The organism is Pseudomonas sp. HMSC057H01, assembly GCF_001836405.1.
In the GTDB taxonomy this organism is placed as follows: domain Bacteria; phylum Pseudomonadota; class Gammaproteobacteria; order Pseudomonadales; family Pseudomonadaceae; genus Pseudomonas; species Pseudomonas aeruginosa.
The window spans coordinates 22,484-48,055 of record NZ_KV828508.1 but is presented as its reverse complement, the minus strand read 5'-3'; the positions used below and the strand labels follow the sequence as shown (position 1 = coordinate 48,055).

At 67.2% G+C, this 25,572-nt stretch carries 20 protein-coding genes; 12 read left to right on the top strand and 8 right to left on the bottom strand.

The window, feature by feature from the left end:
- Positions 1 to 176: 176 nt before the first annotated feature.
- The 4 genes from ntrC to HMPREF2581_RS22125 all read right to left on the bottom strand — a co-directional run bounded on the left by ntrC (position 177) and on the right by HMPREF2581_RS22125 (position 4,047).
- Positions 177 to 1,607: a two-component system response regulator NtrC gene (gene ntrC, locus HMPREF2581_RS22140; protein WP_003104661.1), complete on the bottom strand. Its 1,431-nt coding sequence runs from the start codon at positions 1,605 to 1,607 to the stop codon at positions 177 to 179.
- Positions 1,608 to 1,609: 2 nt separating this feature from the next.
- Entirely contained in the window at positions 1,610 to 2,686 is a 1,077-nt protein-coding gene (gene ntrB / locus HMPREF2581_RS22135; RefSeq protein WP_003096033.1) for a two-component system sensor histidine kinase NtrB, read from the bottom strand.
- Between the two features lie 270 nt (positions 2,687 to 2,956).
- Positions 2,957 to 3,529, bottom strand: a complete 573-nt coding sequence (locus tag HMPREF2581_RS22130) for a DUF4124 domain-containing protein (protein WP_003096027.1) — start codon at positions 3,527 to 3,529, stop codon at positions 2,957 to 2,959.
- Positions 3,526 to 4,047 carry a DUF4124 domain-containing protein gene (locus HMPREF2581_RS22125; RefSeq protein ID WP_003096024.1) on the bottom strand — a complete coding sequence of 174 codons (522 nt, stop codon included), beginning with the start codon at positions 4,045 to 4,047 and terminating at the stop codon, positions 3,526 to 3,528. The genes HMPREF2581_RS22130 and HMPREF2581_RS22125 overlap by 4 nt, the downstream gene beginning before the upstream one ends.
- A 287-nt stretch (positions 4,048 to 4,334) precedes the next feature.
- Here HMPREF2581_RS22125 and HMPREF2581_RS22120 point away from each other — a divergent pair, with 287 nt between their 5' ends.
- Positions 4,335 to 6,542, top strand: coding sequence for a mechanosensitive ion channel family protein (locus HMPREF2581_RS22120; RefSeq protein WP_003111156.1), 2,208 nt, complete (start codon positions 4,335 to 4,337; stop codon positions 6,540 to 6,542).
- Here the strand turns inward: HMPREF2581_RS22120 and HMPREF2581_RS22115 are convergent.
- Both HMPREF2581_RS22115 and glnA read right to left on the bottom strand, forming a co-directional pair.
- Complete coding sequence (locus tag HMPREF2581_RS22115) at positions 6,539 to 6,943, bottom strand: hypothetical protein (RefSeq protein ID WP_003141845.1); 405 nt, start codon at positions 6,941 to 6,943, stop codon at positions 6,539 to 6,541. The genes HMPREF2581_RS22120 and HMPREF2581_RS22115 overlap by 4 nt on opposite strands.
- A gap of 147 nt (positions 6,944 to 7,090) precedes the next feature.
- Positions 7,091 to 8,500, bottom strand: coding sequence for a glutamate--ammonia ligase (glnA, locus tag HMPREF2581_RS22110; protein ID WP_003096016.1), 1,410 nt, complete (start codon positions 8,498 to 8,500; stop codon positions 7,091 to 7,093).
- A 336-nt stretch (positions 8,501 to 8,836) separates the two neighbouring features.
- On the opposite strand from glnA, the gene thiI reads away from it, so the two are divergent.
- A complete protein-coding gene (thiI, locus tag HMPREF2581_RS22105) occupies positions 8,837 to 10,291 on the top strand; it encodes a tRNA uracil 4-sulfurtransferase ThiI (RefSeq protein WP_003141843.1) in 1,455 nt (484 codons plus the stop codon).
- Between the two features lie 216 nt (positions 10,292 to 10,507).
- Complete coding sequence (gene typA / locus HMPREF2581_RS22100) at positions 10,508 to 12,325, top strand: translational GTPase TypA (RefSeq protein WP_003096009.1); 1,818 nt, start codon at positions 10,508 to 10,510, stop codon at positions 12,323 to 12,325.
- Positions 12,326 to 12,408: 83 nt separating this feature from the next.
- Here the strand turns inward: typA and HMPREF2581_RS22095 are convergent, their stop codons facing one another.
- Positions 12,409 to 12,834, bottom strand: a complete 426-nt coding sequence (locus HMPREF2581_RS22095) for a helix-turn-helix domain-containing protein (RefSeq protein ID WP_003114472.1) — start codon at positions 12,832 to 12,834, stop codon at positions 12,409 to 12,411.
- A gap of 83 nt (positions 12,835 to 12,917) precedes the next feature.
- Between HMPREF2581_RS22095 and HMPREF2581_RS22090 the strand changes: the two genes are divergently transcribed.
- The 9 genes from HMPREF2581_RS22090 to HMPREF2581_RS22050 all read left to right on the top strand — a co-directional run bounded on the left by HMPREF2581_RS22090 (position 12,918) and on the right by HMPREF2581_RS22050 (position 24,023).
- A complete protein-coding gene (locus tag HMPREF2581_RS22090) occupies positions 12,918 to 13,502 on the top strand; it encodes an SAM-dependent methyltransferase (RefSeq protein ID WP_003110179.1) in 585 nt (194 codons plus the stop codon).
- 138 nt (positions 13,503 to 13,640) lie between these two features.
- The gene (locus HMPREF2581_RS22085) at positions 13,641 to 17,246 is read left to right on the top strand and encodes a DUF2339 domain-containing protein (RefSeq protein WP_003141840.1); all 3,606 of its coding nucleotides are present in this window, start codon (positions 13,641 to 13,643) and stop codon (positions 17,244 to 17,246) included.
- Complete coding sequence (locus tag HMPREF2581_RS22080; RefSeq protein ID WP_003141838.1) at positions 17,243 to 18,637, top strand: DUF3999 domain-containing protein; 1,395 nt, start codon at positions 17,243 to 17,245, stop codon at positions 18,635 to 18,637. Before HMPREF2581_RS22085 ends, HMPREF2581_RS22080 begins: the two co-directional genes overlap by 4 nt.
- A 108-nt stretch (positions 18,638 to 18,745) precedes the next feature.
- On the top strand, positions 18,746 to 20,686 hold the full coding sequence (gene estA / locus HMPREF2581_RS22075) for an esterase EstA (RefSeq protein WP_003115524.1): 1,941 nt from the start codon (positions 18,746 to 18,748) through the stop codon (positions 20,684 to 20,686).
- Positions 20,687 to 20,839: 153 nt separating this feature from the next.
- The gene (gene gloA, locus HMPREF2581_RS22070) at positions 20,840 to 21,370 is read left to right on the top strand and encodes a lactoylglutathione lyase (RefSeq protein WP_003141835.1); all 531 of its coding nucleotides are present in this window, start codon (positions 20,840 to 20,842) and stop codon (positions 21,368 to 21,370) included.
- A 139-nt stretch (positions 21,371 to 21,509) separates the two neighbouring features.
- Positions 21,510 to 22,520 (top strand): class 1 fructose-bisphosphatase, encoded by a 1,011-nt coding sequence (locus tag HMPREF2581_RS22065; RefSeq protein WP_003110175.1) that lies wholly within the window; start codon positions 21,510 to 21,512, stop codon positions 22,518 to 22,520.
- Between the two features lie 4 nt (positions 22,521 to 22,524).
- Positions 22,525 to 23,127, top strand: coding sequence for a DUF924 family protein (locus tag HMPREF2581_RS22060; RefSeq protein ID WP_003095987.1), 603 nt, complete (start codon positions 22,525 to 22,527; stop codon positions 23,125 to 23,127).
- 72 nt (positions 23,128 to 23,199) lie between these two features.
- Complete coding sequence (gene bamE / locus HMPREF2581_RS22055) at positions 23,200 to 23,457, top strand: outer membrane protein assembly factor BamE domain-containing protein (RefSeq protein ID WP_003095983.1); 258 nt, start codon at positions 23,200 to 23,202, stop codon at positions 23,455 to 23,457.
- Entirely contained in the window at positions 23,454 to 24,023 is a 570-nt protein-coding gene (locus HMPREF2581_RS22050) for a lipocalin family protein (RefSeq protein WP_003141833.1), read from the top strand. The genes bamE and HMPREF2581_RS22050 overlap by 4 nt, the downstream gene beginning before the upstream one ends.
- 142 nt (positions 24,024 to 24,165) lie before the next feature.
- Here HMPREF2581_RS22050 and HMPREF2581_RS22045 read toward each other — a convergent pair whose 3' ends face one another.
- On the bottom strand, positions 24,166 to 25,527 hold the full coding sequence (locus tag HMPREF2581_RS22045; protein ID WP_003141831.1) for a formimidoylglutamate deiminase: 1,362 nt from the start codon (positions 25,525 to 25,527) through the stop codon (positions 24,166 to 24,168).
- Between the last annotated feature and the right edge of the window lie 45 nt (positions 25,528 to 25,572).

The window sequence follows — 25,572 nt, the reverse complement described above, 5'->3', positions numbered from 1 at the left end:
ACAACCGGCGGATAACCGCGATGCGGTTATTCGCTCTACGCCACGGTTTGACCGACGGTATCGGGCGGGCGCCCTGCCGAGGCCGGGGCGGCGTCTCGCTTGGCAGGGGCGCGCGACGGACCATGAAAAACGGGGCCCGAAGGCCCCGTTGGGTCGCTCATGGGAGCAGTGGCGCTTCAGTCGTCGCCTTCGTCGTCGGCTCCATCGACGTTCATCCCCAGCTCCTTGATCTTGCGGGTGAGGGTATTGCGGCCCCAGCCGAGCAGCACGGCGGCATCGCGGCGGCGGCCGGCGGTGTGCTTGAGGGCGGTTTCTATCATGATCCGTTCGAAGGCCGGCACGGCGCTGTCCAGCAGGTTCGACTGGCCGCGGCCCAGCGCCTGGTCGGCCCACTGGCGCAGGGCCTGTTCCCAGTTCGCCGCCGGCGCGCTGTCCTGCGGCTGGGTCAGCAGCTCCGGCGGCAGGTCGTCGATGTGCACCTCGCGGCCGGAGGCCATCACGGTGATCCAGCGGCAGGTGTTCTCCAGTTGTCGGACGTTGCCCGGCCAGCCGAGGTTCTTCAGGTACTCCTCGGTTTCCGCCTTCAGCAGCTTGGGTTCCACCGCCAGCTCCTGGGCGGCGCGGCTGAGGAAGTGCCGGGCCAGCGCCGGGATGTCCTCGCGGCGGTCGGCCAGCCGCGGGATGTGGATGCGGATCACGTTCAGGCGATGGAACAGGTCCTCGCGGAACTTGCCGTCGCGCACCAGGCTTTCCAGGTTCTGGTGGGTGGCGGCGATGATCCTCACGTCGACCTTCACCGGCGTGTGCCCGCCGACCCGGTAGAACTCGCCGTCGGCCAGGACGCGCAGCAGGCGGGTCTGGGTGTCGGCCGGCATGTCGCCGATCTCGTCGAGGAACAGGGTGCCGCCATCGGCCTGCTCGAAGCGTCCGCGGCGCTGGGCGGCGGCCCCGGTGAAGGCGCCCTTCTCATGGCCGAACAGCTCGGATTCCATCAGGTCCTTGGGGATCGCCGCCATGTTCAGCGCGATGAATGGCGAGGCTGCGCGCGGGCTGTGGCGATGCAGGGCATGGGCGACCAGCTCCTTGCCGGTACCCGATTCGCCGTTGATCAGCACGGTGATGTTGGAATGGCTGAGGCGGCCGATGGCGCGGAATACCTCCTGCATCGCCGGCGCCTCGCCGATGATCTCCGGCGTGCGCGCCTGGTTCGCCGGCAGCTCCAGGCCCTGCTGCTCTTGGGCGTGCTGGTTGGCGCGCTTGACCAGGGAGACCGCCTCGTCGACGTCGAACGGCTTGGGCAGGTATTCGAAGGCGCCGCCCTGGTAGGAGGCCACCGCGCTGTCGAGGTCGGAATGCGCGGTCATGATGATCACCGGTAGGCGCGGATGCAGTTCGCGGATCTGCGCCAGCAGGTCGAGGCCGCTGGCGCCGGGCATGCGGATATCGGAGATGATCACGTCCGGCTGCTGCCGGCCGAGGCGGCCGATCACGCTGTCGGCGCTGTCGAAGCTCACCGTGGTCATGCCTTCCTGCTGCAGGGCCTTTTCCAGTACCCAGCGGATGGAGCGGTCGTCGTCGACGATCCAGACGGTCTCTGATCGGCTCATGGTCAATGCACTCCTTGTTCCAGGGGCAGGAACAGACTGAACACGGTATGGCCGGGGTGGCTCTCGCATTCAATCAGCCCCTGGTGCTGGCTGATGATGTTCTGGGCGATGGCCAGGCCGAGTCCGGTACCGTCCGGACGGCCGCTGACCATGGGGTAGAAGATGGTTTCCTGGAGCTCGGCCGGAATGCCCGGGCCGTTGTCGATGATCTCCACCTTGCACACCAGGCGGTGACGCGTGTGGCCGATGGTGAACTGGCGCAGGGTACGGCTGCGCAGGGTGATGCGACCGAGGCGCAGGTCGTTCTGCCCGGCGATCGCCTGCATGGCGTTGCGTACCATGTTGAGCACGGCCTGGATCATTTGCTCGCGGTCGAGCAGCAGGTCGGGGATGCTCGGGTCGTAGTCGCGGACCAGGGTGATGCTGCCCTGGCTCTCCGCTTCCACCAGGCTGCTGACCCGCTCCAGCACTTCATGGATGTTGGTCGGCGCCAGGTTCGGCAGTTTGTTCGAGCCGAGCATGCGGTCCACCAGGTTCCGCAACCGGTCGGCTTCTTCGATGATGACGTTGGTGTAGTCCTTCAGCGACTCTTCCGGCAGCTCGCGGGATAGTAGTTGCGCTGCGCCGCGGATGCCGCCGAGCGGGTTCTTGATCTCGTGGGCGAGCCCGCGCACCAGCAGCTTGGTGGTCTCCTGTTTGGACAGCTGTGCTTCTTCGCGGGTGATCCGCATCAGCCGGTCGCGCGGATGGACCTCGAGCAGCAGCAGCGTCTCGTTGCGGTTGAGGATGGGCGTCACCGCATAGTCGACCGTGATGCTGACGCCGGTGATAGAGGTCAGGGTCGCTTCGCGCTTGGTGAACGGATGCGCCTGTTCCACCGCCTGGCGCAGCGAGTTCAAGGCTTCCGGCGATTCGGTGAACAGCTCGCTGATGAATTGCCCGTGGCTGCGCTGGCCGCTCACGGCCAGGAGCATCTCCGCTGCCGGGTTCATGTACTCCAGGCGCAGTTCGCCGTTGAGCAGGATCACCGCGGTGGTCAGGTTGTCGAGCAACAGTCGGTGCAGGGTATCGGTCGGCATGGCGGGCAGCTGTTCCAAGGTTGGGCAGGAAAATGCAAAAAGCAAACCAGGCGCCGAAAAGGCGCGTTTTTTCTGCCGAGGCGCTGGCTAGAGGTGCGCCGGGAAGGTTTTCGGCGACGAGCGGTGACCCGAAATGGGGACAGTATAGAAAGTGGTGCGGGTAATCGCACCAATCTGGTGCGTTGACGTGGCCGGCGGCGTTTTCGCCAGGAGAGTCGGGAAAAAAACCGGAAAATCCCGCCCACGGCGGAGTGGGCAGGGGAAGTTCGGCTAGCGCTCGCTCGGCTGTACCGCGCTGACCAGCGGCGTATCGACCTCCGGCAGGGGTTGGCCGGCGATGCTCACTCGATGCAGGTGGAAGGGCTGGCTCGGGGTGCTTTCGACGGTCATGCCGTCGCCATCGATGATTTCCACTGCGACCTGGTGGGTGCCGCGATCGAGGTTCTTCAACGGGAATACCGGGCTGCGTCCCGGCGCTCCGGCAGGCTTGCCGTCGAGCAGCAGGCGATAGCGATGGCCGGGCAGCAGCGCCGGCTCGCTGGTGACGGTGACGATGACGTCGCCGCTGTTGGCGCGCAGGGTTGCGTCCGGTTCGGGGAAGAGGATGCGCAGTAGCTGGTAGGCCGGCGGCTTCACCTCCAGCGGCGCGGCGGGCGGACGATAGCGTATGCCCGGCGGCGCCACGCTGTTGCCCGGCGCCAGTTCGACGCGTTGGGCCTTGCGCCCGCTGGGGGGCTGGTCGGTGTAGACGCGGTTGCCCTCGGCGTCGATGTAGGTGTAGACCCCCGCTTGCGCGGCGCAGGCCAGGCACAGCAGGAGGGCGCCGAGAATGCGCGGGATCATCGCTTCTTCCCGAGGTGCACGCGCTGCACGGTGAAGGTCACCGGCGGGCTGGATTGCAGCACCCGTTCGCCGTTGAGTACCTGTACCGCGAGGCTGTGGTCGCCGCGGTCGATCTCGTGCAGGGTGAAGCGGGTGCCGCCGCTGGGCGTGCCGTAGGGTTTGCCGTCCAGCACCAGTTGCAACTGGTGGCCGCTGTGCAGGGCCGGGCGGATGCTGACGCTGACGTTGAAGGTGCCGTTGTTGGCGCGCAGCGCCTCTTCCGTGGGGAGGTCGCTGAGGGCAAGGATCTCGTAGGCGGCAGCCTCGCTATCGGCGGCCGGGGCATTGCCCGCGGAGGACTTTTCCGGCGTGTCGATTCCTACGGTATTGGTCGGCTGCAGTTCGACGGTCTGCGCCTGCACCCCGTCTGGCGGCTGGTTGGTGAATACCTTGTTGCCGTTGGCGTCGGTGTATTGGTAGATCTGCGCCATGGCCGGCAGGGCGGCGGCCAGGAGCAGGCAGCTGGTGATCAGGCGCATGGACGGTCTCCGGGTGAACCTGCCAAGCGTTGCACCGCATCGGCGCGCTGGCAAGCCGTGCATTGTGCGGCATGCGGGTATTCGAAGGTGTGCGCTGGGGCACGTTGGCGGTCGCTGTGCCCCGCCGCGCGGCTGCGTCCGTCTCAGCCGGCACTGGCGGGGCGAACCCTCGTTGCGCCAGAGTGTCTGTGCTTGCGCCGCCGGCCGGCGGCCCCGTTCGAAACGGCGGGTGTCCGGCTTGTATGATGCGGCTGTTTCGGTTTCTCACCTTGGGGACTGCCTTTCTCGTGCCGATCATCGCCCGCTTCACCCTTCGCTCCCGCGTCCTGGCGGCCCTGCTGCTGTGCCTCTGCGCCGCCCTGTTCTACTCGCCGCCGGGCGCCGCGGCGCTGCCGAACCCGTTGGCGGGGAGTTCCTCCGGTGGCGAGAAGGTCAGCGATGCGCAGTTGGAACAATCGCTGAACCAGGTCATCCAGACCCTGGAGAACGACAGGCAGCGCGCCGACCTGCTGAAAAAGCTGAAACAGCTGCGCGACGTGACCAAGAAAGGCAAGGAAAGCGAGGGTGGGGTGCTGGGGCTGATCGGCGATACCCTGACCAGCCTGGAAAAGCAGTTCCAGGGCGCGAACAGCCCGGTCGCGTTATGGGGCAACCAGTTCCAGCTGGCGCGTGCCGAACTCGAGGAGCGCTTTCCCAGCTGGCGCGACCTGCCGGCGATGGTCTTCGATTTTTCGGTGGTGATCCTCCTCTGGGCCTGCCTGGCCAGCGCGCTGCTCTGGCTCAGCCGGCGCATGCGCGAGCGCTTCGGCCTGTCGGCGGAGTTGCCGCAGCATCCGAAGACCCGCGACCTGCTGCTGTTTTCCCTGCGCAAGCTGGGCCCCTGGCTGGTGGCCTTCCTCATCACCCTGTACCTGTCGGTGGTGCTGCCGGACTCCCTGAGCAAGACCCTGGCGATGGTCATGGCCTATGTGCTGGTCTGCGGCACGCTGTTCTCCGCGCTGTGCGTGATTTCCCTCTCGCTGCTCAGCGGCCCGCACCGCCAGCGCGCCCTGGATATCCTGCGGCGCCAGGCGTTCCGCCCGTTGTGGCTGATCGGCAGCCTCGCCGCGCTGGGCGAGGTCGCCCACGATCCGCGGCTGATCGCCGGCCTCGGCGAGCACACCTCGATCTGCCTGAGTACCCTGGCCAACGCCAGCGCCGCGCTGTTCACCGCGCTGTTCGTGATGCGTTTCCGCCGGCCGATCGCCCACCTGATCCGCAACCAGCCGCTGGAGCGCCGCCTCAAGCGCCGTAGCCTGCACGACCTGGTGCAACTGGTCGGCTCGCTGTGGTTCGTGCCGGTGCTGGTGCTGGTGGGGATTTCCCTGTTCGCCACCTTCGTTTCCGCCGGCGACAGCAGTTCGGCGTTGCGCCGGGCGCTGGTCTGCGCGGTGCTGGCGGTGGTGGCGATGACCGTGATCGGGCTGATCCGCCGCCGTTCCAGTCGGGTCGGCGCCGGCCCGCGCCGCAGCGCACCGTACATCGAGCAGTTGCAAAGCTTCGGCTACACCCTGCTGCACATCTTCGTGGTGCTGTTCTTCATCGAGGTCGCCTTGCGCGTCTGGGGCATGTCGCTGATTCGCTATGCGGAAGGCGAGGGCGAGCAGATCAGCATGAAGGTAGTCAGCTTCGGCACCACCCTGCTGGTCGCCTGGCTGATCTGGATCCTCACCGATACCGCGATCCAGCACAGCCTCGGCCTGGGCGGCAAGAGCCGGCCGAACACCCGCGCGCTGACCATGCTGCCGCTGATCCGCAACGTGCTGTTCGCCACCATCGCGGTGATCGCCCTGATCGTCGCCCTGGCCAACATGGGCATGAACGTCACCCCGCTGCTGGCCGGTGCCGGCGTGATCGGCCTGGCCATCGGCTTCGGTGCGCAGTCGCTGGTGGCGGACCTGATCACCGGCCTGTTCATCATCATCGAGGACTCGCTGTCGATCGACGACTACGTCGACGTCGGCGGCCACCTTGGCACGGTCGAGGGCCTGACCATCCGTACCGTGCGCCTGCGCGACCTGGACGGCGTGGTGCATACCATCCCGTTCAGCGAGATCAAGAGCATCAAGAACTACTCGCGCCAGTTCGGCTACGCGATGTTCCGCTGGCCGGTGCCGGCGAGCATGCCGATCGACGACGCGGTGGCGCTGGTGCGCGAGGTCGCGATGGAGCTGCGCAGCGACCCGGCGGTCTACCGCAACCTGTGGTCGCCGATGGAATTGCAGGGCGTGGAGAGTTTCGACAACGGCCAGGCGATCCTGCGCTTCCGCTTCAAGACCGCGCCGATCAAGCAGTGGGAGGTCCAGCGGGCGTTCAACCTGCGCCTGCGTCGGCGCCTCGACCAGGCCGGCCTCGAACTGTCCATGCCGCGTCTCAACGTACAGTTGAGCCGGGCGCCCAAGGCGAAATCCGCGGAACCGGACGAGCAGGGCACGCCGGCGGACGGCGGCATCTAGCGCGACAGGATGACCCGACAGATGCGGCGCATGTCGCGGTCGTCGATGCCGTCGCACTGCCACGGCGCACGCGATACCACGGCCCGGCACTGGCGGCGCATGTCGCGGCTGTCGATGTCGTCGCAGCGCTTGCGGTCGCCGCGGACGATGGCGCGGCACTGGCGGCGCGTGTCGCCGTCGCGGATGTCGTCGCAGTCGTAGCGCTGTCCCGGCGCCAGCAGCGCGCCGCAGTAACGCCGCATGTCGCGGCTGTCGATGTCGCCGCAATCCCCGCTGTCGCCGCGTTCCAGTGCGTTGCACATGCGCCGCAGGTCGCGGTCGTGGATATCGCGGCATTCGGTGGCGGCCTGGGCGGGCAGGCTGAGGATGGCGGCAAGCAGGAGCCAGAGAGAGTGACGCATGGACGGTCCTTATCCTTGGGGCGGGGAGCGCGGCAAGTCTAACCGAACGGCGCGGCGAACTTTGCGTTTCTCCATGGGCCGGCCCATAAAAAAGGCCTCCCGAAGGAGGCCTCAAGAGGGTGACTCGTTGTTATAGGAAAGGGTGGATCAGACGCTGTAGTACAGGTCGTATTCCAGCGGGTGCACGAAGGTGCGCACCTTGATCTCTTCTTCGCTCTTCAGCTCGATGTAGGCATCGATGAACTCGTCGGTGAACACGCCGCCCTTGGTCAGGAACGCGCGGCCCTTGTCGAGTTCTTCCAGCGCCTCTTTCAGGCTGCCGCAAACCTGCGGGATTTCCTTCGCCTCTTCCGGCGGCAGGTCGTACAGGTTCTTGTCGGCGGCATCGCCGGGGTGGATCTTGTTCTGGATGCCGTCCAGGCCGGCCATCAGCAGCGCGGCGAAGGCCAGGTAGGGGTTGGCTGCCGGGTCCGGGAAGCGCGCTTCGATACGGCGGGCCTTCGGGCTGGATACGTAGGGGATACGGATCGAGGCGGAACGGTTGCGCGCCGAGTAGGCCAGCATCACCGGAGCTTCGAAGCCCGGGACCAGGCGCTTGTAGGAGTTGGTCGAGGGGTTGGTGAAGCCGTTCAGGGCCTTGCCGTGCTTGATGATGCCGCCGATGAAGTACAGGGCGGTCTCGGACAGGCCGGCATAGCCTTCGCCGGCGAAGGTGTTCTTGCCGTCCTTGGAGATCGACATGTGCACGTGCATGCCCGAACCGTTGTCGCCGTACAGCGGCTTCGGCATGAAGGTCACGGTCTTGCCGTAGGCGTCGGCGACGTTGTGCACGCAGTACTTCAGGGTCTGCACTTCGTCGGCCTTGGCGACCAGGGTGTTGAACTTCACGCCGATCTCGTTCTGGCCGGCGGTTGCCACTTCGTGGTGGTGGACTTCGACCACCAGGCCCATTTCTTCCAGGGCGTTGCACATGGCGGTGCGGATTTCATGGTCGTGGTCGACCGGCGGTACCGGGAAGTAGCCGCCCTTCACGCCCGGGCGATGGCCCTTGTTGCCGGACTCGATGTCGGCGTCGGTGTTCCAGGAAGCCTGCTCGGAGAAGATCTTGAACATCGAGCCGGAGATGTCGGACTTGAACTTCACTTCGTCGAAGATGAAGAACTCCGGCTCCGGGCCGACGAACACGGTGTCGCCGATGCCGGTGGACTTCAGGTACTCCTCGGCGCGCTTGGCGATGTTGCGCGGGTCGCGCTCGTAGCCTTGCATGGTGCTCGGCTCGATGATGTCGCAGACCAGGATCAGGGTCGGCTCTTCGGTGAACGGATCGAGGACGGCGGTGCTGTCGTCCGGCATCAGGATCATGTCGGAGGCTTCGATGCCTTTCCAGCCGGCGATGGAGGAGCCGTCGAACATCTTGCCGGCTTCGAAGAACTCATCGTCCAGCGCGTCGCGAGCCGGCATGGTGACGTGTTGCTGCTTGCCCTTGGTATCGGTGAAGCGCAGGTCTACCCACTTCACGTCATGGTCTTTGATCAGTTGGTGCGACTTGTACGACATGCTGTCCTCCAGGAGGGATTAGAGCTGGGAGCTTTTTCTGTGCCCCAGTATCGGGTGATGCCGGCCGGAATACTCCGCCAGGGCAACCTGCCTCACAAGTGAGCAAGTTGCGTGCCAGTGCCCGGAATCGGGCAGGGCCCCATGTTTGGCGGGGCCAGGTCTTCTTCATGGTAGCTGGGCGGCCTTCGGGTGCACCGTTATGGTGCTCCATGTTGGTGCATCATTCCATTTTGGTGCAGCAAAAATAACTGTGCATATTTCTGCTCAATACGTGAGCAATTTCAGATATAATTCCGCCCCTTTTTTTCCGTCGCCCCGCGCGTTCGCGTCCCTCGCATGAAACTCATCGTCAAGACCTTCCAGGAAATCACCATCAAGAGCCGGCCGGTGCGCAAGCGCTTCATCCGGCAGTTGGCGAAGAACATCCGCGCGGTGCTGCGCGACCTGGACCCGGAGCTGAAGGTCGAGGGCGAGTGGGACAACCTTGAGGTAGAGACCGCCGTGGTCGACGCCAAGGTCAGGCGCGAAATGATCGAGCGCCTGACCTGCACCCCGGGCATCGGTCATTTCCTCGAGGTCCACGAGTATCCGCTGGGCGATTTCGACGACATCCTCGCCAAGTGCAAGGCGCATTTCGGCGACCAGTTGGCCGGCAAGACCTTCGCCGTGCGCTGCAAGCGCGCCGGCAAGCACGCGTTCACCTCGATGGAGGTGGAGCGTTACGTCGGCAGCGGCCTGCGCCGCGAATGCGGGGCTGCCGGGATCGACCTGAAGCAGCCGGAAGTCGAGGTGCGGATGGAAATCCGCCTCGACCGCCTGTTCGTCATCCATCGCCAGCATCCGGGCCTGGGCGGCTATCCGCTGGGCGCGCTGGAACAGGTGCTGGTGCTGATGTCCGGCGGCTTCGACTCGACCGTGGCGGCCTACCAGATGATGCGCCGCGGGATGATCAGCCACTTCGTGTTCTTCAACCTCGGCGGGCGCGCCCACGAACTGGGGGTGATGGAAGTCGCCCACTACCTGTGGGAGAAGTACGGCCGCTCGCAGCGCGTGCTGTTCATCAGCGTGCCGTTCGAGGAAGTGGTCGGCGAGATCCTCACCAAGGTCGACGACAGCTATATGGGCGTGACCCTCAAGCGCATGATGCTGCGCGCCGCCAGCCGCGTGGCCGAGCGCCTGGAGCTGGACGCGCTGGTGACCGGCGAGGCGATCTCCCAGGTGTCCAGCCAGACCCTGCCGAACCTCTCGGTGATCGACCGGGTTACCGACACCCTGGTGCTGCGCCCGCTGATCGTCAGCCACAAGCAGGACATCATCGACACCGCCCGGCAGATCGGCACCGCCGAGTTCGCCCGGCACATGCCGGAATACTGCGGGGTGATCTCGGTGAACCCGACCACCCAGGCCAAGCCCTACCGCGTCGAGCACGAAGAGTCGAAATTCGACATGGCGGTGCTCGAGCGCGCCCTGGAGCGCGCCACCCAGCGCACCGTCGACCGGGTGATCGACGAACTCGGCCAGGACCTGCAGGTGGAAGAGGTCGGCGAGGTGCTGCCCGGTCAGATTGTCATCGATATCCGCCATCCTGATGCCCAGGAAGACGAACCCCTGGCCCTGGAAGGCGTCGAAGTCCAGGCGCTGCCGTTCTACGCGATCAACAGCCGCTTCAAGGAACTGGACGCCAACCGCCAGTACCTCCTGTATTGCGACAAAGGGGTGATGAGCCGCCTGCATGCCCATCATCTGCTCAACGAGGGGCACACCAATGTGCGTGTTTATCGTCCGGCTTAAGCAGCCGGGCTTGTTCGGCGGCAGCATCCGCCACCGTCCTCCCGACACGTCCGCCGCCTAGGCCGATGCCCGCCCTTCGGCGTGCCGGCCGGACCGGGGCAGCGTCCGCCTGCTGCCCGCCCCTTAATTGAAGAAGCCTGTCGTGTCGGGCGCCGCCCTGTCCGACCCCACCACCGCCGCGAAGCCGCGCTTCGGGCGTTAAACGAGACAAGACTTGTGATCGAAAATCTGCGCAACATCGCCATCATCGCCCACGTCGACCATGGCAAGACCACCCTGGTGGACAAGCTGCTGAAGCTGTCCGGCACCCTCGACCGCAAAGAAGCGGAAAGCGAGCGGGTGATGGACTCCAACGACCAGGAAAAAGAGCGTGGCATCACCATCCTGGCGAAGAACACCGCGATCAAGTGGAACGGCTACAACATCAACATCGTCGACACCCCCGGTCATGCCGACTTCGGCGGCGAGGTGGAGCGCGTGATGTCGATGGTCGACTCCGTGCTGCTGGTGGTCGACGCCCAGGACGGCCCCATGCCGCAGACCCGCTTCGTGACCCAGAAGGCCTTCAAGGCCGGCCTGCGTCCGATCGTGGTGGTGAACAAGATCGACCGTCCGGGCGCGCGTCCGGACTGGGTCATCGACCAGATCTTCGACCTGTTCGACAACCTCGGCGCCACCGACGAGCAACTCGACTTCCCGATCGTCTACGCCAGCGCCCTGAACGGCATCGCCGGCCTCGACCACGAGAAGATGGACGACAACATGGACGCGCTGTTCCAGGCGATCATCGACCACGTCCCGGCCCCGGTGGTGGACACCGAGGGTCCGTTCCAGATGCAGATCTCGCAGCTGGACTACAACAGCTTCCTCGGCGTGATCGGTATCGGCCGCATCACCCGCGGCAAGGTCAAGTCCAACACCCCGGTGGTGGCCATCAGCGACGACGGCAGCAAGCGCAACGGCCGCATCCTGAAGATCATGGGCCACCACGGCCTGCAGCGCGTCGAGGTGGCCGAGGCGGAAGCCGGCGACATCGTCTGCGTCAGCGGCATGGAGGAGCTGTTCATCTCCGATACCCTGTGCGACCCGCAGAACGTCGAGGCGCTGCCGCCGCTGACCGTCGACCAGCCGACCGTGAGCATGACCTTCCAGGTCAACGATTCGCCGTTCGCCGGCCGCGAAGGCAAGTTCGTCACCAGCCGCAACATCAAGGAGCGCCTGGAGAAGGAACTGCTGCATAACGTGGCGCTGCGCGTCGAGCCGGGCGACAGCCCGGAGAAGTTCAAGGTTTCCGGCCGTGGCGAACTGCACCTGTCGGTACTGATCGAGACCATGCGCCGCGAAGGCTTCGAGCTGGCCGTGGGCCGCCCGGAAGTGGTGATCATCGAGAAGGACGGCGAGAAGCAGGAGCCCTACGAGAACGTCACCATCGACATCGAGGAGCAGCACCAGGGCTCGGTGATGGAGCAGATGGGCCTGCGCAAGGGCGACCTGAGCAACATGATTCCCGACGGCAAGGGCCGCGTGCGCCTGGAGTACACCATTCCGGCGCGCGGCCTGATCGGCTTCCGCAACAACTTCCTGACCCTGACCTCGGGCACCGGCATCCTGACCTCGACCTTCAGCCACTACGGTCCGATCAAGGCCGGCGAAGTCAGCAACCGCCAGAACGGCGTACTGGTCTCCATGGCCACCGGCACCGCCCTGACCTACTCGCTGGAGACCCTGCAGAGCCGCGGCAAGCTGTTCCTCGGCCCGGGCGACGAAATCTACGAAGGCCAGTTGGCCGGCATCAACAGCCGTGACAACGATCTGGTGATCAACCCGACCAAGGGCAAGAAGCTCGACAACATGCGCGCTTCCGGCAAGGACGAAGTCATCGCCCTGGTTCCGCCGATCCGCTTCACCCTCGAGCAGGCGCTGGAGTTCATCGCCGACGACGAGCTGGTGGAAGTGACGCCGAAGTCGATCCGCCTGCGCAAGAAGATGCTCAACGAGAACGACCGCAAGCGCTACGAGCGCAGCAAGGTCTAAACCGTTGCCGTACCGGCGCGCCGCAACGGCGTGCCTCGCGGCCGGCAGGCAGGGCAGGGGTGCCCGGCCTACCGGCCGTTTTGCTATGCGCCGGGCGCTTTCCGGCGTGGCTTGATGGCCCCCGCGGCAGCGGCCCGCAGCAAGCGGCGGAACGTCGGGCAGTCCATGTGCTCGCGCGCCGGACAGGCCGCGGCATGCCGCAGGCCGTCGCGCATGGCGGCGAGGCGGCGGATCGTCCGGTCCAGTTCGTCGGCCTTGGCCGCCAGCGCCGCGCGGTCGATCCGCAGCGCGCCGTCGGCTGCGCCCATGCCGGCAATCTCGTCCAGCGACAACCCGGCGGCGCGGCCCAGCCCGATCAGCGCCAGCCGCTCCAGCACGCCTGCATCGAACAGCCGGCGCAGGCCGTGCCGGCCGCTGGAGGCGATCAGTCCCTTTTCCTCGTAGTAGCGCAGGGTCGAGGCCGGTACCCCGGATCGTCGCGCGACCTCGCCTATGTCCAGTTGCCGCATGCCCTTGACCTCAAGTCGACTTGAAGTGGAAGACTAGCGTTTCGGCACCTGGGCCGTGACGAAATACAGACGAGGTGAACATCATGTGGGACGAACGCTATGCCGCCGAAGAGTATGTCTACGGAACCGAACCCAACGCTTTCCTGAAGGAGCATGCGCAGCGGCTGGCCGGGCCGGTGCTGAGCGTCGCCGAGGGCGAGGGGCGCAACGCGGTGTTCCTCGCTTCGCTGGGGCTGGAGGTGCTTGGCGTGGACGGCTCCGCCGTCGGCCTGGCCAAGGCGCGCCGGCTGGCCGAGGCGAAAGGCGTGTCGATCGACACCCTGGTGGTCGACCTGGCGGACTACGAACCGCCGGCAGCGGCGTTCGGAGCGGTGGTGTCGATCTTCGCGCACCTGCCCAGTCGCGTGCGCGGCAGACTCAACCGCCTGCTGGAGCGTTCGCTGCGACCGGGCGGTCTCTTCCTGCTGGAGGCCTATCGGCCGGAACAACTCGGCCGCGGCACCGGCGGCCCGGCGGACGTCGACATGCTGGTGAGCCGTGCGGCGCTGGAGGCTGAGCTGCCGGAGTGCGAAGTGCTGCTGGCGCGGGAAATCGAGCGCGAGGTGGTCGAGGGCCGTTTCCACACCGGCGCGGCCTGCGTGGTCCAGTTCATCGCCAGGAAGAGGTAGCTCGCCACGGGGCGGGCGTCGGAATGCGTCGAATCTCTGGAATGCGGGCTGTATACTCCCGGCGCGGGTTCCGCTCTGGCAGGATGGCCAGGGCAGGTATCAGTGGATCGTGGTACCTCTTGATCAAGGATTCGACGCATGCAATGGATTTTCATGCTGGTGGGCCTGATCCTCGGCGGCTTCGCCGGGGAATCGCTGGTCGGCGCCCTCCTCGGCGGCCTTTCCGGCCTGGCCCTGGGACAGGCCGTCTCGCTGCAGAACCTGGCGCAACAGAACGATCGCCTGCGCAAGCAGATGAGCGAATTCGCCGAACGCTTCGAGCGCGGCACCGAGGTCATCCACCAGCGCTTGCTGCGCGTGGAGCGCCAGGCGCAGGACCTTCCCGAAAGCGTTCCCGAGCCGGCCGCCGGCATCGACCAGCCGCTCGCAGACACGCCTCCCGCTCCTCCCGCCGAGGTTGCCCCGCCGCTGGACTGGGACATCGAGCTGCCGGCCGTCGAGGCTGCGCCGCCTCCGCCTCGTCCCCCCGAACCCGTCCAGCCCATCGAGCGTCAGCCGGCGTTCCAGCCTGACGCCCAGCCAGCGCCGCGCCGTGCCGCCCCTCCAGCGCCTCCACGCGAACCCTCGCTGGTCGAGCGTGGCTTCGCCGCGGCCAAGGGCTGGCTGTTCGGCGGCAACACGGTATTGCGCATCGGCGTGGTGCTGCTGTTCATCGGCCTGGCCTTCCTCCTGCGCTATGCCTCGGAACGGGTGGCGGTGCCGGTGGAGTACCGCTACGCCGGGGTGGCGCTGGCAGCGATGGCGCTGCTCGGCGTCGGCTGGTGGTTGCGCGAGCGGCGCGCCGCCTACGGCCTGATCCTGCAAGGCACCGGTATCGCGGTGCTGTACCTGACCATCTTCGCCGCCATGCGCCTGCATCCGCTGATCTCTCCCGGCGCGGCGCTGGCCCTGCTGGTGGTGGTGACGATCTGCTCGGCGATCCTCGCCGTGCTGCAGAACGCCATGGGCCTGGCGGTGGTGGCGGCGCTCGGCGGCTTCGCCGCGCCGATCCTGACCTCCACCGGCAGCGGCAACCATGTAGCGCTGTTCAGCTACTTCGCCCTGCTCAACGCCGGCATCTTCGCCATCGCCTGGTTCCGCGCCTGGCGGCCGCTCAACCTGGTCGGCTTCGTCGGCACCTTCGGCATCGGCTTCGCCTGGGGACTGCGCTCCTATACACCGGAGCTGTTCGCCAGCACCGAGCCGTTCCTGGCCCTGTTCTTCCTGATGTACGTCGGGATCGGCCTGCTCTTCGCCCGCCGCAAGCTGCTGGAGGCCGCGCAGGCGCCTGCCGAGCGCGGCGAACTGCTGCGCTGGTCGGCGCGACAGGCCGACTACATCGACGCCACCGTGCTGTTCGGCCCGCCACTGGTGGGGTTCGGCCTGCAATGCGCGGTGATCGGCCACATCGACTTCGGCATGGCCTTCAGCGCCCTGGCCCTGGGCCTCTTCTACATGGTCCTGGCGCGGGTGCTGCGCGGCCATGCTTCGGCCGGACGCACCAGCCTGCTGGTGGAAATCTGCCTGGCGCTGGGGGTGGTCTTCGGCACCCTGGCCATTCCGCTCGGCCTGGACGCGCGCTGGACCTCGGCCGCCTGGGCCGTCGAGGGCGCCGGCATCTACTGGCTCGGCCTGCACCAGCAACGCCGCCTGGCGCGGCTCTTCGCCCTGCTGTTGCAGGGCGGTGCGGCGTTGGCCTACCTGAATGGCGTGCGCCCGGGTGAGACGACGTTGCTGGAGGGTTCGCCGCTGGGCGCGCTGATGCTCGGTGCGGCGGCGCTGTTCAGCTTCTGGCAGCTGCGTCGCGCGCCGGCGAAAGCGCTGGCCGACTGGGAGCCGGCCTGCCGGCCGTTGCTGGCGGCCGCCGGCCTGGCCTTCCTCTACCTGGTCGCACCGCTCTGCCTGGCCGTCGACAGCACCGCCATCGCCTGGGCCGTGGCCGGCCTGGCGAGCTTGTTCGCCGGCTTGCGCCTGGGCTCGCGTACCTTCCTGTTCTGCGCCTTCGCCGTGCAACTGCTGGGCGGTGCGCTGTTCCTCCTGCATTTGCAGGGCGGCGATGGCCAGGGTGGGGTATTCGACTCGGGCTGGCGTGGCTTGATGACCGCCTCGCTGATTGGCCTGGCGCTGATCGGCGGCATGCTGCTGGCGGCGCGCGACCCGCTGGTGAAGGACGACAGTCGGCTGCTCATGGGCTTGAGCCTGGTGCTGCTGGCCGGTCTGGCGTTCGTCAACCTGGCAGTGCTGTTCGTCCTGCCTTGGCGCAGCGCCAGCGCGGTATGGGCCGGTAGCGGGCTGCTGATCATCTGGCTGAGCCTGGTGCTGCGCCAGCGCCTGAGCTTCTACTTCGGCCTCGCCTTGCAGGTAGTGGGCGGCCTGGCGTTCCTCCTCGCCGGGCCGTCGCTGTTCGGCTCGCTGAGCGGCGAAGGCCTGCGGCCCCTGGCCCATTCCGGGTTCTGGACGCCGGCAGTGCTGGCCCTGGCGGCGCTGGTCGGCGCCTGGCGGCTGCGCCGCGCCGGCGAGCGCGAGCGGGCGCTGGGTATCGGTACCCTCGGCCTGGCCGAGCTGTCGCACTTGCTGCTGCTCTGGGGAGCCGGCTGGTGGGCGCTGACCGCGCTGTGCGAAACCGTCCGCTTCGTGCCTTATGGCCTGCGCGAGCATGCGTTGCTGCTGGTGGCCGCGGCGACAGTGGCGTCGTGGATGCTGCTGGCGCTGCGCGAGCGCTGGCGCGAACTGGCCCTGCTGTGCCTGGCGCTGGTCCCGGTGGCGCTGTTGGCCCTGGCCAGTGCCTGGCGTTTCGATTACCAGCCGTTCGGCGAATTCGGCTGGCTGGCCTGGCCGCTGCTGTTCGCCACGCACCTGCTGTCGCTGCGACGCCTTGCCCCGTTGCTGCCGGCGAAGGCCCTGAGCGTTGCCCATGTGCTCGGTTGCTGGCTGTTGCTAGGGGTGCTGGCGCTGGAGCTGCGCTACCTGTTCGCCCTGCTCGCCGAACAGTACAACGCCTGGCGTTGGCTGGGCTGGGCGTTGGTCCCGAGCGCCTACCTGCTGCTGGTGGCTGGCGGGCGGAGCCTGCCCTGGCCGCTGCGCGACTTCCCGCGGGAGTATCGGCTGCTCGCCGCTGCGCCGGTGGCGCTGTTGCTGCTCGGCTGGTTCTGGAGCGCCAACCTGCTCAGCGACGGCGCTGCCGAGCCGCTGCCTTACCTGCCGCTGGCCAACCCGCTGGAACTGGGGCTGCTGATCGTGCTGTTCGCCCTCTACCGCTGGAGCGACGCCAGCCTGGCCTCGCTCGTCGATGGCAATGCCAGCGCGCGCCTGGGGCGCCAGGCGTTGGCCGGCGCCTCGCTGTTCGCCCTGCTGACCCTGGCGGTGTGCCGCGCCGCGCACCACCTGGCCGGCGTACCGTTCCAGGCCGAGGCGCTGGCCGCGTCGATGCTGGTGCAGGCGGGGCTGTCGCTGGTCTGGACGCTCTGTGCGCTGGGCCTGACCATCGCCGGTACCCGTCTCGGCCGGCGCGACCTGTGGATGGTCGGCGCGGCGCTGGTCGGCGTCGTGGTGGTCAAGCTGTTCTTCGTCGAGCTGGGCAACAGTGGCAGCCTGGAGCGAATCATCTCCTTCATCGGGGTCGGCGTCCTGTTGCTGGTCGTCGGCTACTTCTCACCCTTGCCTCCGCGTCGCGCCGAGGTCGCATCGGAGGCCGAGCAGCCATGACGCGCTCCTTTTCGTTCAGAACCGCCGGCCTGCTCCTGCTGGGCGCCTGCCTGTCCCTGCCGCTGTCGGCGAAGGAGTCTGCCGAAGGTTTCAGCCGCCAGGTGGCGCTGTCGCTGCAGGGCGAAGGTCCCTGGTATCGCCTGAGCATCCCGATGAGCGTGCAGTTGTCGGCTGCCCATGCCGACCTGCGCGACCTGCGGGTCTTCGATGCCGAAGGCGAGGCCTTGCCCTACGCCCTGGTGGCCGGCAGCGAGCGCCAGGCCAGCACGCCGCATGAGGCCGAGGTGCGGCTGTTCCCGTTGCGAGGCACGTCCGCCGCCGACGCGACGCAACCGAACCTGCGGGTGCAGCGCAACACCAGCGGCACCATAGTCGAGGTGCTGCCGGAAAACGCCGGGCCGGCTGCCGAGACTTTGCGCGGCTGGCTGATCGACGCGAGCGCGGTGACGTTTCCCCTGGAGCGCCTGCGGCTGGACTGGAGCAGCCCGGAGGAGGGCTTCCAGCGCTTCTCCGTGGAAGCCAGCGACGACCTCGAGCATTGGCAGGCCTGGGGTGACGGACAGATCGCCCGCTTGACCTTCAACGGCGAACGCATCGACGTCAGCGAGGTCAAGCTTCCCGGCCGCCAGGCCCGCTACCTGCGTCTGGCCTGGCCGGCCGGGGCAACCGCGGCAGACCTTCATGGCGCCCGCCTGCAAGGCAGCACGCGGAGCACCGAGCCGGCGCCGATGATCTGGTCCGAGCCGCTGGCCGGGCGCCAGGCGGGGGACGGCGAGTACCGCTGGCAGTTGCCGCTGGCGTTGCCGTTGCAGCGGGTGCGGGTGTCCCTGGAGCAGGCGCTGACCCACACCATCGTCCCGGTGGAACTGTCCGGCCGTGATCGTACGGAGAACGCTTCGCCGCGCCGGGAGGCCGCCTGGAGCAGCCTGGCACGCGGGGTCCTCTACCGGCTGCCGATCGACGGCCGCAACGTACAGCAGAACGAGCTGGAACTGCCGGGCTGGGCGGTGCGCGAGCTGCGTCTGCAGGTGGACCAACGAGGTACCGGCCTGGGCCCGGAGGTCCCGTCCCTGAGTGTCGGCCTGCCGGCCAGCGAACTGGTGTTCCTAGTGCGCGGCAGCCCGCCGTACCGGCTGGCGTTCGGCAAGCCCGGCGCGCAGTCGGCGGCGCTGCCGCTCGGCGTACTGATTCCCGGCTATACCGAGAGCAAGCGCGCCACCCTGGGTAGCGCCAGCCTGGGCGAACCGCTGGAGGTGGCCATGGCGGCCGCGGCGCCGGCACCGGGTAGCGACTGGAAGAAGATCGGCCTGTGGGCGGTACTTCTGCTGGGGGTCGCTCTGCTGGTAATAATGGCAATGAGCCTGCTGCGTTCCTCGCCGAACAAGCCATGAGCCGGTTCCGCGCTATGCTGTTCGGCTGAGGAGGCTTTACGACGGGCCCCGGGGCGCATGCCGACGACGCGGCGGCCCGACAATAAAAACAAATCACGGAGTAAGAGAATGATCAGAATGGCGCTCAAGCCACTGGTAGCGGCCTGCCTGCTGGCTTCGCTGTCCACCGCCCCGCAGGCTGCTCCTTCGCCCTATTCGACGCTGGTGGTGTTCGGCGACAGCCTCAGCGATGCCGGGCAGTTCCCCGATCCTGCCGGCCCCGCCGGAAGCACCTCGCGTTTCACCAACCGGGTCGGCCCGACCTACCAGAACGGCAGCGGCGAGATCTTCGGACCGACCGCGCCCATGCTGCTCGGCAATCAGCTCGGCATCGCCCCGGGCGACCTGGCTGCCTCGACCTCGCCGGTCAACGCCCAGCAGGGCATCGCCGACGGCAACAACTGGGCGGTGGGCGGCTACCGGACCGATCAGATCTACGACTCGATCACCGCGGCCAACGGCTCGCTGATCGAGCGCGACAATACCCTCCTGCGCAGCCGCGATGGCTACCTGGTGGACCGTGCCCGCCAGGGCCTGGGTGCCGACCCGAACGCGTTGTACTACATCACCGGCGGCGGCAACGACTTCCTCCAGGGGCGCATCCTCAACGACGTCCAGGCACAACAGGCCGCCGGTCGCCTGGTGGATAGCGTGCAGGCCCTGCAGCAGGCCGGCGCGCGCTACATCGTGGTCTGGCTGTTGCCCGACCTGGGCCTGACCCCGGCTACCTTCGGTGGTCCCTTGCAGCCTTTCGCCAGCCAACTCAGCGGCACGTTCAACGCCGAGCTGACCGCCCAGTTGAGCCAGGCCGGCGCCAACGTCATTCCGTTGAACATCCCGCTGCTGCTCAAGGAAGGCATGGCCAACCCGGCTTCCTTCGGCCTGGCCGCCGACCAGAACCTGATCGGCACCTGTTTCAGCGGCAACGGCTGCACCATGAACCCGACCTACGGGATCAACGGCAGCACGCCCGACCCGAGCAAATTGCTGTTCAACGACAGCGTGCACCCGACCATCACCGGCCAGCGCCTGATCGCCGACTACACCTACTCGCTGCTGTCGGCGCCCTGGGAGCTGACCCTGCTGCCGGAAATGGCCCACGGCACCCTGCGTGCCTACCAGGACGAACTGCGCAGCCAGTGGCAGGCGGACTGGGAGAACTGGCAGAACGTCGGCCAGTGGCGCGGCTTCGTCGGCGGCGGTGGCCAGCGCCTGGACTTCGACTCCCAGGACAGCGCCGCCAGCGGCGACGGCAATGGCTACAACCTGACCCTTGGTGGCAGCTACCGCATCGACGAGGCCTGGCGCGCCGGGGTCGCCGCCGGTTTCTACCGGCAGAAGTTGGAAGCCGGCGCCAAGGATTCCGACTACCGGATGAACAGCTACATGGCCAGCGCCTTCGTGCAGTACCAGGAAAACCGCTGGTGGGCTGACGCGGCGCTGACCGGCGGCTACCTCGACTACGACGACCTGAAGCGCAAGTTCGCCCTGGGCGGCGGCGAGCGCAGCGAGAAAGGCGACACCAACGGCCATCTGTGGGCGTTCAGCGCGCGCCTGGGCTACGACATCGCCCAGCAGGCCGACAGTCCCTGGCACCTGTCGCCGTTCGTCAGCGCCGACTACGCGCGGGTCGAGGTCGACGGCTATTCCGAGAAGGGCGCCAGCGCCACCGCGCTCGACTACGATGACCAGAAGCGCAGCTCGAAGCGCCTGGGCGCCGGCCTGCAAGGCAAGTACGCGTTCGGCAGCGATACCCAGCTGTTCGCCGAGTACGCCCACGAACGCGAGTACGAGGACGACACCCAGGACCTGACCATGTCCCTCAACAGCCTGCCGGGCAATCGCTTCACCCTCGAAGGCTACACCCCGCAGGACCACCTCAACCGCGTCTCCCTCGGCTTCAGCCAGAAGCTGGCGCCGGAGCTGTCGCTGCGCGGCGGCTACAACTGGCGCAAGGGCGAGGACGATACCCAGCAGAGCGTCAGCCTGGCGCTGAGCCTGGACTTCTGAAACGGCGGCCGGCGCCCGGTCGGCGCCGGTCGCGTTTCCCGTCGACGGAACGATCGGCGCGCGTCGGCATCAAGAGAGTAGTACCCCGCTGTTACTCGCTGCCCGGTCGACCGCCATACACTGCCGATCCGTTTCGTTCGAGGGAATCGCCCGATGAGTTTCAACACCGAAGTACAGCCCGGCATCTGCATGGAGCCGGACGCCATCACCCAGGAATACGTGTTCAACCACACCATGTTGCGGGTCAAGGATCCGAAGCGCTCGCTCGACTTCTACTCGCGGGTGCTCGGCATGCGCCTGCTGCGTCGCCTGGATTTCGAGGAAGGACGGTTCTCCCTGTATTTCCTCGCCATGACCCGTGGCGAAGAGGTGCCCGACGCGCTCGACGAACGCCAGCGCTACACCTTCGGACGCCAGTCGGTCCTCGAGCTGACCCACAACTGGGGCAGCGAGAGCGACGACAGCCAGTACCACAACGGCAACCAGGACCCGCGCGGGTTCGGCCACATCTGCTTCTCGGTGCCCGACCTGGTGGCGGCCTGCGAGCGTTTCGAGACGCTCGGGGTGAACTTCGTCAAGCCGCTGGACCGAGGCATGAAGAACGTGGCGTTCATCAGCGATCCCGACGGCTACTGGGTGGAAATCGTCCAGGCCAGCCTGAACGGCGAGATGGGACGCGGCTGACGACCGTCGATCGGCTGCGCGCCGCGGAAATGAACCGCGCCACCGCCGCCGATCTCCAACCGGCGGTTGCGCGGAGTCAAGCGTGACCGCCAATTCCGCGTTAAACTGCGCGGGTTTTTTCCTCTCTCCGGAGCCATCCATGTCCCGCGTTACCCTGAGCCGCTATCTGATCGAGCAGACCCGCAGCCACAACACCCCGGCCGACCTGCGCTTCCTCATCGAGGTCGTGGCGCGTGCCTGCAAGGAAATCAGCCATGCGGTGTCCAAGGGCGCGCTGGGCGGCGTACTCGGCAGCATGGGCACCGAGAACGTGCAGGGCGAGGTGCAGAAGAAGCTGGACGTGATGTCCAACGAGATCCTGCTGGAAGCCAACGAATGGGCCGGCAACCTGGCCGGCATGGCCTCCGAGGAGATGGACCACCCCTACCAGATTCCGGGGCGCTACCCGAAAGGCGCCTACCTGCTGGTCTTCGACCCGCTGGACGGCTCCAGCAACATCGACGTCAACGTCTCGGTCGGCACCATCTTCTCGGTGCTGCGCTGCCCCAGCGAGTACCTGAACCAGAACGATACCCTGCGCGAGGAGGCCTTCCTCCAGCCGGGCACCACCCAGGTCGCCGCCGGCTACGCCATCTACGGCCCGCAGACCATGCTGATGCTGACCCTCGGCAACGGCGTCAAGGGCTTCACCCTGGACCGCGAGCTGGGCAGCTTCGTCCTCACCCACGACAACATCAGCGTGCCGGAAAGCACCGCCGAGTTCGCCATCAACATGTCCAACCAGCGCCACTGGGAAGCGCCGGTGAAACGCTACGTGGAAGAACTGCTGGCCGGCAAGGAAGGTCCGCTGGGCAAGAACTACAACATGCGCTGGATCGCCTCGATGGTCGCCGACGTCCACCGCATCCTGACCCGCGGCGGCGTCTTCATGTACCCGCGCGACGCCCGCGAGCCGGAGAAGCCCGGCAAGCTGCGCCTGATGTACGAAGCCAACCCGATGTCGTTCATCATCGAGCAGGCCGGCGGCGCCGCCACCAACGGCACCCAGCGCATCCTCGACATCAAGCCGGAGAACCTGCACCAGCGTGTCGCGGTGTTCCTCGGCTCGAAGCAGGAAGTCGAGCGCATCACCGGCTACCACGCGGAGTAGGCCGATGAGCGCGCCCTGGGAGACCCTGCTCGACTGGTGGTTCGGCACCTCCAGCGATGCCGCCGAGGTGGTTGCCCAGCGCAACGGCCTGTGGTTCGGCAAGAACGTCTGCCAGGACGCCGATGCCGGCGGCCGTTTCGGCGACCTGGTGAACCAGGCGCTGGACGGCGGCTTGCAGGAGTGGACGGCCGAGGCCGATGGCTGGCTGGCGTTGATCCTGTTGCTCGACCAGTTGCCGCGGATGATCTACCGCGACACGCCGCGCGCCTACGCCGGCGACGCCCGAGCGCAACGGGTGGTGCGCGAGGGCCTGGAGAAAGGCTTCGACCGCCAGTTGCCGCCGGTGCGCCGGGTGTTCGCCTACCTGGTCCTGGAGCACGCCGAGGACCTGCCCAGCCAGGAGCGGGCGGTAGCCTGCTTCCGCGACCTGCGCGATCAGGTCGGCGGCAGTGCGCGCCAGCCCTTCGATGACTTCTACGACTATGCCGAGCGGCATCATGCGGTAGTCGCCCGTTTCGGCCGCTTCCCCCATCGCAACGCCATTCTCGGCCGCCCTTCCAGCGAGGAGGAGACGGCGTTCCTCAGGGAACCCGGTTCGCGTTTCTGACTCCAAGGCTTCGGATTTCCCCCGCGTATGCCAAGCTGTAGGGCAGCGCTTCCCCCGAACAAGGAGTTCCTCATGGCGTCGTTCCGTACCCTGGCCGTGGTCGCTTTCTGCGTCGTCCTGGCTGCCTGCAGCAAGATCAACCAGGAAAACTATTCCAAGCTCAAGGCCGGCATGAGCAAGGCCGAGGTCGAGGCGATCCTCGGCAAGCCCACCGAGTGCTCCGGCGCGCTGGGCATGTCCAGCTGCACCTGGGGCGACGAGAAGGCTTTCATCAGCGTGCAGTACGCGGCCGACAAGGCGCTGCTCTTCTCCGGCCAGGGGCTCAAGTGATCGGTCTGCCGATCCGGGTGCTCTGCACCCTGTGGCTGGGCTTGCTGCTGGTCGGTTGCGCGGGCTCGCCGAAGAATCCGCCGGCCACCGAGCAGGTCGACCTCCAGCGCTACCAGGGCACCTGGTACGAACTGGCGCGCTTGCCGATGTTCTTCCAGCGCAACTGCGCGCAATCGGAAGCGCATTACCGCTTGCAGGAAGACCAGAGCATCCAGGTGATCAACCGCTGCCTGACCCGGGATGGCGAGTGGGAGCAGGTGGAGGGGCGGGCGGTCGCCCAGCAGCCAGGCCGCACCGACAAGTTGTGGGTGCGCTTCGACAACTGGTTCGCCAATCTCTTCCCCAACGTGGCGCGCGGCGACTATTGGGTGCTGGCGGTGGACGACGACTACCGCACCGCGCTGGTGGGCAATCCGAACCGTGAATACCTGTGGCTGCTGTCGCGTACCCCGCAGGTTTCGCAGCAGACCCGCGAGCGTCTGCTGGAAGAAGCGCGCAGCCGCGGTTACGCGGTGGACGAGCTGATCTGGCGGGTACCCGACGGCCAGTTGAAGCGGAGCCAGTGAAGGAACGCCCCGCCGGGGCGTTTTTTCTTTCCAGCGCCGTTCACGCCTGGCGGCTGGCGTGGGAAGTATCGGCGTTTAGCGCCCGACGGCTCGAACGAGTCGGGCGGATAAGCGCAACGCGGTTGTCCGCCGCTGCGCAGGGTCAGTCGAGCAGTTCCCCCAGCACCTGGACGAATGCCCGGGCGCTGCGTTCTTCCCCGGCATGCCGGCCGTCGCGCACCACCCATCTGCCGGCCACCATCACGTCGCGCACCTGGCGGTCGCCGCCGGCGAACAGCCAGCGGTTGAGCAGGGCGTCGCCCTCGGCGCTGGCCAGGTAGGGGTCGTTGCCGTCGAGCACCAGCAGGTCGGCGCGGCGGCCCACGGCGAGGCTACCGATCGGCTGCCCAAGGGCCTGAGCGCCGCCAGCCAGCGCAGCGTCGTAGAGCGTGCGGCCGATCATCGGCTGGTCGTCGCGGTACAGCCGGTTGCGTTTCCGGTCGCGCAGGCGCTGGCCGTATTCCAGCCAGCGGAGTTCCTCGACCACGCTGAGCGAGACGTGGCTGTCCGAGCCGATGCCCAGGCGCCCGCCCTGGGCGAGGAAGTCCGTCGCCGGGAAGATGCCGTCGCCGAGGTTGGCCTCGGTGCTCAGGCACAGGCCGGCCACCGCGCCGCTACGCGCCATCGCCGCCACCTCGGCGGGGTCGGCGTGGGTCGCATGGACCAGGCACCAGCGCTGGTCGACCGCGACGTTCTCGTACAGCCATTGCAACGGCCGGCGTCCGCTCCAGGCCAGGCAGTCGTCGACTTCCTTCTGCTGTTCGGCGATATGGATGTGGACCGGCAGGTCGTCGTGGCCGGCGGCGAGGACCGTGGCGATCTGCTGCGGAGTCACCGCGCGCAGGGAGTGGAAGCACAGGCCCAGGGAGTGGCCTGCCGCGTCCAGCGGCGCGCGCAGGCGCTGGAGCAGTTCCAGATAGGCCTCGCTGCCATTGATGAAGCGCCGCTGGCCCTCGCTGGCCGGCTGGCCGCCGAAGCCTGCGTGGCTGTAAAGCACGGGAAGCAGGGTCAGGCCGATGCCGGCGGCGCTGGCGGCGCGGGAGATGCGCAGGGAAAGTTCGGCGGGGTCGGCGTAGGAGCGGCCGTCGAGGTCGTGATGGACGTAGTGGAATTCCGCCACCGCCGTGTAGCCGGCCTTGAGCATCTCGATATAGAGCTGGCGGGCGATGACCTCGATCTGTTCCGGCGACAGCCGAGCGACCATCCGGTACATCAGCTCGCGCCAGGTCCAGAAACTGTCGTTGGGATTGCCGGCGACTTCGGCGAGCCCGGCCATGGCGCGCTGGAACGCGTGCGAATGGAGGTTGGGCATCCCCGGCAGCACGGCGCCGCCGAGGCGTTCGGCGCCGTCGGCGTTGGCGTCGGGACGAATCTCGGCGAGAACTCCGTCCGCGGAAATCTCGAAACGGACATTTCGCGCCCAGCCTTCCGGCAGCAACGCACGTTCAGCGAAAATTGCGGACATAATCAGCTCACACGCAGTCTGTTTTATTTGTATATACATATACAG